Annotated in this window: 6 protein-coding genes and 1 pseudogene; all 7 read left to right on the forward strand. The window is 60.6% G+C overall.

Translation table 11 applies throughout. The annotated features are described in order from the left end of the window. The coding region (locus tag M8006_RS17210) for a phage protein Gp36 family protein (protein WP_250084374.1) at positions 1-199 on the forward strand (199 nt) is incomplete at its 5' end. Between the two features lie 24 nt (positions 200-223). After that, positions 224-532, forward strand: a complete 309-nt coding sequence (locus M8006_RS17215; RefSeq protein WP_250084377.1) for a hypothetical protein — start codon at positions 224-226, stop codon at positions 530-532. Continuing rightward, complete coding sequence (locus tag M8006_RS17220) at positions 532-963, forward strand: phage tail terminator protein (RefSeq protein ID WP_250084380.1); 432 nt, start codon at positions 532-534, stop codon at positions 961-963. Before M8006_RS17215 ends, M8006_RS17220 begins: the two co-directional genes overlap by 1 nt. 60 nt (positions 964-1,023) lie before the next feature. After that, positions 1,024-1,950, forward strand: coding sequence for a phage tail tube protein (locus M8006_RS17225; protein ID WP_347709780.1), 927 nt, complete (start codon positions 1,024-1,026; stop codon positions 1,948-1,950). Between the two features lie 79 nt (positions 1,951-2,029). After that, complete coding sequence (locus M8006_RS17230) at positions 2,030-2,353, forward strand: hypothetical protein (RefSeq protein ID WP_250084383.1); 324 nt, start codon at positions 2,030-2,032, stop codon at positions 2,351-2,353. Positions 2,354-2,496: 143 nt separating this feature from the next. Further along, on the forward strand, positions 2,497-2,715 hold the full coding sequence (locus tag M8006_RS17235; RefSeq protein WP_250084384.1) for a DUF1799 domain-containing protein: 219 nt from the start codon (positions 2,497-2,499) through the stop codon (positions 2,713-2,715). Positions 2,716-2,745: 30 nt separating this feature from the next. Then, positions 2,746-6,041 (forward strand): annotated as a pseudogene (locus M8006_RS17240) (phage tail length tape measure family protein); the annotation flags it as partial.

Consider the following 6,041-nt stretch of genomic DNA (forward strand, 5'->3'; position numbering starts at 1 on the left):
CGACATCGCCCGCTACCGGCTTTATGACGAACACGCATCCGACCAAGTGCAGAAGCGCTACGACGATGCAGTGAAGTTCCTACGCAGCGTTTCACGCGGCGATGTGAAGCTCGGCATTTCAACCGGCCCAGCATCAAGCAGCGCAGGCAGCGTGCAGATGAACTCAGGCCGCCAGGTGTTTAACGGCGGTGGCTTCTAGCCCGCTTTGACGGAGACAACAGACATGAGTGCCAAACAGACCACGAAAGCAGCGAAGGCTGAGCAGCCCGCACCACCACCACAGCCCCGTGCGGATGTGTCGGTGCGGGTAAAGACGACATCCCCTGGCGTTAAACGCCAAGTGTGCGGGGTGATCTTCGGCAATGAATACAAACGCCTGCTGTTGGATGACAAAGGCAGCGCCTACAAGGCCATTGCCCGCGACCCCGAGTTGATGATGGAAACCTTGCCCAACAAACCGCTCAGCGATGACGAGGTCGCCGCCGACACGCTGCCAGGCCAGGGCAACAAAAAAGAGCAAGAGGCCACGTAATGCTCTCGCTCACGCCGTGGCTTGATCGCCTAAACGCCCTGGGCGGCATGCCCACTGTGCAGCTGGCAGCGGATGTCGAAGCCGCCAAGAACAACACCCAGCTCCCCAACATGATGCTGGTGCTCGGGCGTGAAACCGTCAGCCACGGCCCCATGAGCGACCAGGCGCGCCACCGCGTGAAGACCGAGGTGTTGCTGGTCACGGGGATTCGCCGCCGTAACCAACCGTTAGGCCCGGTGGCCACCGCAGGTGACGACGAACTGGCGCAGCTACGCCAGCCCGCCCTAACGCAATTGATTAACTGGATGCCGCCAGGCGGCGACATCCCCGTGAAATGGCAACGCGGCCAGCTATTGGCCCTGCAAAGCCACGCCCTGTTTTGGGCCGATGTGCTAACCGCCGAATACTGGTGGCCTAGTCCCGACGCGTAACCATCCAAGACGCGTCGGGATACCGACCGTCCTTGGTCATATGGAGAACTCCCCGTGAGCATGAGAACCAACCGCCGGGCGATGCTGTTCGCCCTGGAATCCGACTACAACGATGGCACCACCACGCCGGCAGCGGCGACGGATGCCATCTTGACCCGCGAGATCACCGTTACCCCGCTCAGCGGCAACGACATCGAGCGCAACTTTGTGCGGCCGTACTACGGCAACTCGCCCCGCGCGCCGGGGGAAAAGCACGTGCAGGTAGAAGTCGAGGTCGAGCTGAACACCAGCGGTACCGCTGGCACCGCGCCGCCCTGGGGCAAGATGCTGCGTTGCTGCGGCTTTTCTGAGGTGATCCAGGACACTATTGACGTCACCTACGCCCCGGTCTCCGAAAACGAAGACAGCGGCGTGTTCTTCGCCCACGTCGACGGCAACCTGCACAAAGGGCGCGGCGTACACGGCACGGCCGCCTTCACCGTCAACGCAGAAAACATGCCGGTGATCCGCTTCACCCTGCGTGGGTTGATCAGCCCGGTTACTCAAGAAGCGCTGCCCAGCGTCACGCTCAGCCAGTGGCGTGACGCCTTGGCGGTCAACACCATGAACACCGAGCCGCTCAACTTCATGGGCGCCACGGTGCCGTTCAACCAGTTCTCACTCGATATGAGCGGCGAGGTCGTCCACCGCAAGTTGGTCGGCAGCAACGATATCCAGATCACCGGCCGTGCGCCGTCTGGCCAGCTCACCATCGAAGACCCAGGTGTAAGCACCAAGAACTACTTCGAGATCTCCCAGAACGCGGGCACCGGTGCGCTCACGCTGACCCACGGCAAAACGGCGGGCGAGATCATTGAGATCGCCATGCCCAAGGTGGGCATCGAATCGCCCACGTACTCGGATCAGGACGGTACCCAGATGCTGAGCATCAACTACCGCCCGGAACCCATCGACGGTAACGACGAAGTCACCATCGTCACCAAATAAAGCCTTTTACGAACCACTAACCGCTGCCTAAGCGGCGGTTAACCAGCGTTTCAGACGCCATCAACCAGGAGAAGCACCCGTGTTTACGCTCAATACAAGCCGTACCTTCAAGCAGCCTGTCAACCTCACGATCGTTGATGAAAACGGCAAGGACGTGAAAGGGGCATTTACCGCCACCTTCAAAATCCTACCGCATAGCGAATCCCGCGACTTGCCGGATGACATTAAGTTACTGGATCGCGTACTGGTCAGCGTGGAAGGCATCGAAGTGCCGGGGGAAGACGGCCAGCCGCTAACCGGTGATGAGCTGCTGTCTGCACTCAAAAATGACCCGTCTGCCTCCGTTGCGATGAGCAGCGCCTATCAGAGAAGCATCGTAAAAAAGAACCTGCCGCGGAACTGATCGAGGCCGGCCGTTACTGGGCGGATGCCAGCAACGGTAAGCCTAGCCTGGTCAAGGAAGACCTGGCGGCGCTGGGGATCACGCTGGAAGGTGAACTGGCAGAAGAAGCCGAGGCAGCGGCAACCGAGCCGGATCTGTTCGAGGTGCTGCCGGAGAATTGGGAAGCCGTCCAAACCTTCCAGCGCTGCTCTCGCCAGTGGCGATTCAGCGGCATGGGCGGCCCGGTGGGGCTAGATGTAACGGCCATCACCAGCGTGCTCAGCCTCTACCCGCTACCCCCAGCAGAACAACTTGAGCGGCTGGATCAAGTGCAGCTCATCGAGCGCGGCGCGCTCAGCGTCATGAACCAACCCCGACACTAGCCCCGCAACTAAACGTTAGAAGGAAGCTCAGTGAACAACAATCTAACGCTAAGCGTCACCCTGACCGGCGATGGCAAGCAGCTCTCCGGCACCTTGAGGGATGCTCAAGGAGAGGTGCGGGCATTCGGCGGCACCACTGAGCGTGAGGGCGCACGGGCAGAGCGGGCGTTAGAGGGTACAGGTGAGCAGGCGCAGACGGTCTCTGGCCATTTAAACAAGCTTCGCACGGTCGCCCTGGGGGTTGGCGCTGGCCTGGCGGCGTTGGGCGGCATGTCGTTTTTACGCGGTATGCTTGATGAGAGTGAGCAGCTGGAAACCAACCTGCTGCGCACCCAGCAGCTGCTGGAAACCACCGGGCGTACCGCCAACCGCACCGCTGAACAGATGCACCAGCAGGCCAGGGAACTGGCGTTGGGCACGCTTGAAAGTACCGAAGGCATTATGGCCGCGCAGCAGACGTTGCTAACCTTTCGTAATGTCGCAGGCGACACCTTCGATGAGGCGACAAAAGCCGCGCTGGATATGAGCGCCGCGCTGAATGGCGACCTTAACTCAAGTATTCTGCAATTGGGCAAGGCCCTGGAAGACCCGGTCAGGGGGATGACCGCGCTATCGCGTTCCGGCACGGTATTTACGGATGCCCAGCGCGAAATGGTCGCGGAGATGGTCGAGACCAACCGCACAGCGGAAGCCCAGGCCTTCATCCTTGATGAACTGGCAGCCCAGTACGGTGGCGTGGCGGCCAGGGAAACGGAGGGCCTGGGTGGCGCTCAGGACACGTTGGGGCAAAAAGTCCAAGAAGCCAAGATCGAGCTGGCCGACCAGCTTAACCTGCTGGAACGCTCCACCGGCGCTTACAAGACAGCGGCAGCGGGCGTGCAAACGCTGACCAGTAATATGGGCCTAGCCGTTGATATCACCAAGGGGCTGGCCACGGTGGCGGGCACCACCGCTGTCGTGGCACTCGGGCGATACACCGCCGCCCAGGTCACTGCCAACGCTGCCATGTTCACCGGCGCGGGCGCTGCCCGTGCGCTATCTGGCGCCATGGCCCTGGTCGGCGGCCCGCTTGGCCTGCTAGTCGGCGCTGGCGGCCTGCTTTATATGTTCCGCGAAGAGCTGGGGCTGGTTGACTATGCCGCCCAGAACGCCAATGACGCACTAGAGGCGAACACTCGTGCCATACGGGGTGGCACTGCTGCTGCGCTTGATGCCAGCTACGACAACCTGGTTAATTCACTGGAAGCCGTGTCACTGCAGGCTCAAGAGGCCATGGCTCAGCTGACCGAGCTTGAGGCACGCCAAGCATTTTACGAAAAATCGCACAAGGGTATGGCGGATAGCGTTGCGGGTGCGATAGGCCAGCAGACACAAGCCTTGGCGGGCCTCTGGGAGCGTCAGGTGGATTTGCAGGCGGCCATCAAGCGCAACCGCCAGGAGCGCGAAGACGCCACCGGTGCTGATCGTGACGGCGTAATAACCCTGAAAACCCTCGACGACTGGCTATTCAAGACCACCAAGTCCACCGCCGACCTCACTTCGGGAACCGCTAAGCAATCCAAAGAAGTCACCGACCTCACCGACGCCTACGAATCCCTGCTCGACCGCATCACGCCCAATCGCCGCGAGACAGTCCAGTATGCGCGTGATCTGGGCATGCTTAACTTGGCCTTAGCCTCTGGGCGCATGTCGACTCAAGAGTACATGCAGGCCATGGGGCTTCTGAACGAAACGTTTCAGCAATCCCAGCGTGAATCAGAAGACCTGGCCACTACCGTGGGCGATGAAGCCGACCGCATGGCCACGCTGTATAACCGCCAGCTAGAGCGCATGGATGACGCCAGCGTCGACATGTGGCGCTCGTTTCTGGACGGCTCTGAGGACGCCTTCGGCTCGTTCAAACGCCTGGCGCTAGATACGCTGGCTGAAGTCATTCACCAGTACACCACCCGCCAGATTACCGCCTCGCTTGGGTTTAATGCCGGTGGTGGTGGCATGCCGGGAACCGGTGGCGGCTTTAGCGGCGGCAACCTGATGAGCATGGGCAAAAATGCCTACAACGCGGTTACTGGTGGCGTGAGCAATATCGCCTGGACAGGCGCAACGCCTGCTATCAATTCGTCGTTGGGTATGCAAGGGGGTATTTCATCGGGCGCACTGCAGGGAGCAAACTCTGCAGTAGGCGGGGCAACTTCAGGCTTCCTAGGCGGCTCTACCGCCAATTTCAGCGGCATGACCGGCCTCTCGTCAATGGGCGCTGGCTTTGCGGGCTCTTGGGGTGCCGGAGAAGTGTTTGGCGAAAGCGAGGCCCAGCAGATCGGGTCGACCATCGGCTCAGTCGCTGGTACGTACATCGGCGGACCAATCGGTGCAGCCATTGGGTCTTTCTTGGGCGGCGGTGTTGGCTCGTTATTTGGCAGCTCCCCCACGCCCTTTAGCGGCCGATTTGGCACCACCGGCACGCTTGACGCAGGCGCAGAAGGCGGCGGTAAAGATGGCGTGTTTGAGCACCAGAACTCTAGAGATGACTTTTACGGGAAATCAGCACTAGGCTTTACCGGTTTCCGCGACCGTGGCACCCAGCGTTTGCAGCGCGCGGGCACCGGTTCGCAAGACTGGGCTAAGGAATTAACGGATGCTGCGGTAAGGGTCGACAACCTTGTCGCCAGTATCGCGCAAAGCCCGCAAGAGCTAGATGCGATGCGCGACGCTGTGCAAGGGCTAGAAAAATCAAGCGGCAACGCCGCCGATATAGTTGATTTTGCCTTGAACGAACGTCCACGAGCTGCGCTTGAAGAACTTGGCGGCATGTTCGGCGAGTTCGTCAACAGCATTGACGGCGGCATTGAGCAAGTTGTTCAGCAAGCCCAGGTTGCACAGCAGGCGCATAGCGTTTTAGCGGGCGGCATGGAGCGGCTGAATCTGCAGTTTGACGTTGCCGGCGCCGGGGCGTATGAAGCTGCTGGTAACCTGGCGCAAATTGCCGGAGGCGTCGAGAACCTAGCTGCAATCAATCAAGGCTACTACCAGGCAACATACACCGAAACCGAGCGCCTAAGCCGCTCACAAGCGGATCTCCGCGAAACGCTGGCGGGCGTTACTGACCAGGTGCCCAAAACCGTAGGCGAGCTACGCGCTCTAGTCGAAGCACAAAACCTCAACGACACAGCAACGGGCGAACTGGCCGTGCGGCTCATGAAGCTAGCCCCGGCGCTCAAGCAAACCAACGACGCCGTGCGCCAGGCGATTGAAGAGCAGTACCAGGAAAGCCTGGGCCGTGCCCCAGACACAGCGGGAATCGATTACTGGTTTAACCAGGTCGCATC

It is taken from the genome of Halomonas llamarensis (genome assembly GCF_023555005.1).
Lineage (GTDB): Bacteria > Pseudomonadota > Gammaproteobacteria > Pseudomonadales > Halomonadaceae > Vreelandella > Vreelandella llamarensis.

Coding starts and splice junctions, on each gene's coding strand:
- M8006_RS17215 (WP_250084377.1), top strand. CDS start 224: ATGAGTGCCAAACAGACCACGAAAGCAGCGAAGGCTGAGCAGCCCGCA.
- M8006_RS17220 (WP_250084380.1), top strand. CDS start 532: ATGCTCTCGCTCACGCCGTGGCTTGATCGCCTAAACGCCCTGGGCGGC.
- M8006_RS17225 (WP_347709780.1), top strand. CDS start 1,024: ATGAGAACCAACCGCCGGGCGATGCTGTTCGCCCTGGAATCCGACTAC.